Origin of the sequence: Acinetobacter stercoris (assembly GCF_900323515.1) — a bacterium.
Classification (GTDB): domain Bacteria; phylum Pseudomonadota; class Gammaproteobacteria; order Pseudomonadales; family Moraxellaceae; genus Acinetobacter; species Acinetobacter stercoris.
On the sequence record NZ_OOGT01000335.1, the window covers coordinates 1 to 2235 of the forward strand.

Below are 2235 nucleotides of genomic sequence, written 5' to 3' on the forward strand. Positions count from 1 at the left end.
GACTTTAGCCATATAGACTAAAGTCTTTTAGAAAATTTATGATTTGGAAATTTTTTGTATATAAAATTTGATTCCAACTATTTATTAGATAAAATTAACCAACTTAACAAGCTAAATCGTTCGATATGTCCAATTACACTAAGATCAACTGGTTTATTCTTATAGACTTTCTTTGACCAATATTCAGCCTGTGGTGGTTCTATTTTGAGGGTTGGATAGACTGATTCCACCATATGTATTTTGAGTGGTTTTATGACAAGCCTTGATATAGATACTGGTTTTATATTGTGAACCGAGACTCAATAAGTGGGATATAAATGTTTATGATTAAAATTAAACATGTGTGATTCAGGATTCAAAATCTTTGCATAAAGGGTACTTATAAAAAAACCTCCCGAAGGAGGTTAAATTGTTATTTCAAATATGCCTGAACCCAAAATAAATATTCAGATTTTATGATAAATCGAGTTCAACAAGTAAAACCTGATACTCTTTAAATTCAGGGCGATTTAATGTGAGGCTGTTGTTAGATATATTCCCTGATTCACTTGGAGTGGCTGTTACATTTAAATTCTCATCATCAAGTGAAGTGGTTATACCGCCATCATTTGATAACCAACTGTAATTCGCCGTATATTTTGTCAGACCTAAAGAAGATGGAATGGATAAATTAATGATTAACCCATTGTTATCTTTATAATCTAGCTTTTGTAATTCTAGTGCACCTTTGGGGAAATTTGCTCCGCCTGGTCCAACAGGATTTATTTTACTTGGATAAGGGTTATTATCAAATATATGATAATATCTTGTTCCATCTGATGGAAACTCACTTTTTAATGCATCAGTCAAAGTTACTGATGTATCTATTGAATATTGATTAAATTTATATTTATCTGAACTCACATAATCTCTATCTATCATATAGTTAGAGATAAGTATCTTAATCTTTCTAGATCCAGTTTTGCCAACAACTTTATCCGTTCCAGCTAGGCAAACCAAACCTAACGTATCCTGATTATAATCATAAACAGGATTGGTACTACCAGAACCAACCGTAGACACTTGTAGTCTATATGGAGTTTCCCTCATTTGTTCAAAAGCAATGAAGGCTTTTGCAGCATATGTATATTTATGCTCTTTATTAAAAAGTCCTAGATGTAGCCCATCAGCACGGTAGAAATAACTTTTATCAATTGCAGCATCTTGCATCATTATTAAAGCACTACAGATAAATGAAGCTGTCTGCATTGTTTGTACTGCTGAAACCCTTCCCACATCAACCAGAGGTGTTATATTCCATTCAGTCAGAAACGATTTCGTATTATTAAATCCTTTACTATCGAGAAGCTTTCGAATATCTCGCCCAATTATATAATAATCAAAAGGATCAGAAGAACCATCGCAATAATGATGCCATGAGTAAAAATCTAGAGGTACATTATTCTTCTTACAATAATCAAGGAGCCCATCGACATAATCTTTATTATCAGCAACAGGATTTGCTACCCCACATGTCCCTACCTGAATATTAGTATCAACTTGCTTTATTTTTTTTGCCGCTGCCGCATACAATTTATAAAAATCTTGTGGTTTTCCTGAATAAAAATCATGTACATCTGGCTCATTGTAGATTTCAAAATAAGTAACTGGCTTTCTCAATTGATAATTTTTTGAATGATCTTGATATTTATTGGTATATGTTGCAATGAATGATGCTTCTTTTGCAAACATATCTGGATCTGGTGGAGTATTTGAAGCACCTAAACTTCGCCCTAATCTATACAGGATCTGAGTATTTTTAGTTCCAAGATTGTCATAATGATAATTAATAAAGCATGAAGTTCCTTCCGTTGGAACGCCCGTACCTGAGTCATCATATGCTGTTGAACGTGTTGGATAATTAGTAAATAAAACACGAGAATTAGCTATCGAAGACATTAAACTCTTTGCTTTATCAAGATTATTACTTGGTACAGAATAAACTGGTTGAGATAAATTACTTTTATCTATATGTGTATCAAAATCAGAAAGCCCAAACCAGTCATGAGTTCTTATATCTTGAATTCCTAAGGCTTTATATTGATCCCACAATGTTGGATAGCCTGGAAATAACGGANATGCAGAGCCATTTGCACCATTAAGCATTTTTATACGATTACTATTTGAATTTTCAGTCAATTGGATATTAATTGTTCTTGCAGAATTAGCCATTTTACTTCTCCTTTATGATAATAG

The 2235-nt window shown here is 32.7% G+C and carries 1 protein-coding gene; it reads right to left on the reverse strand.

Features of this window, described 5'->3' with window-relative positions; genetic code table 11:
- Window positions 1–453 precede the first annotated feature (453 nt).
- On the reverse strand, window positions 454–2211 hold the full coding sequence (locus tag KPC_RS19220; RefSeq protein WP_121975914.1) for a GH39 family glycosyl hydrolase: 1758 nt from the start codon (window positions 2209–2211) through the stop codon (window positions 454–456).
- Window positions 2212–2235: the final 24 nt, after the last annotated feature.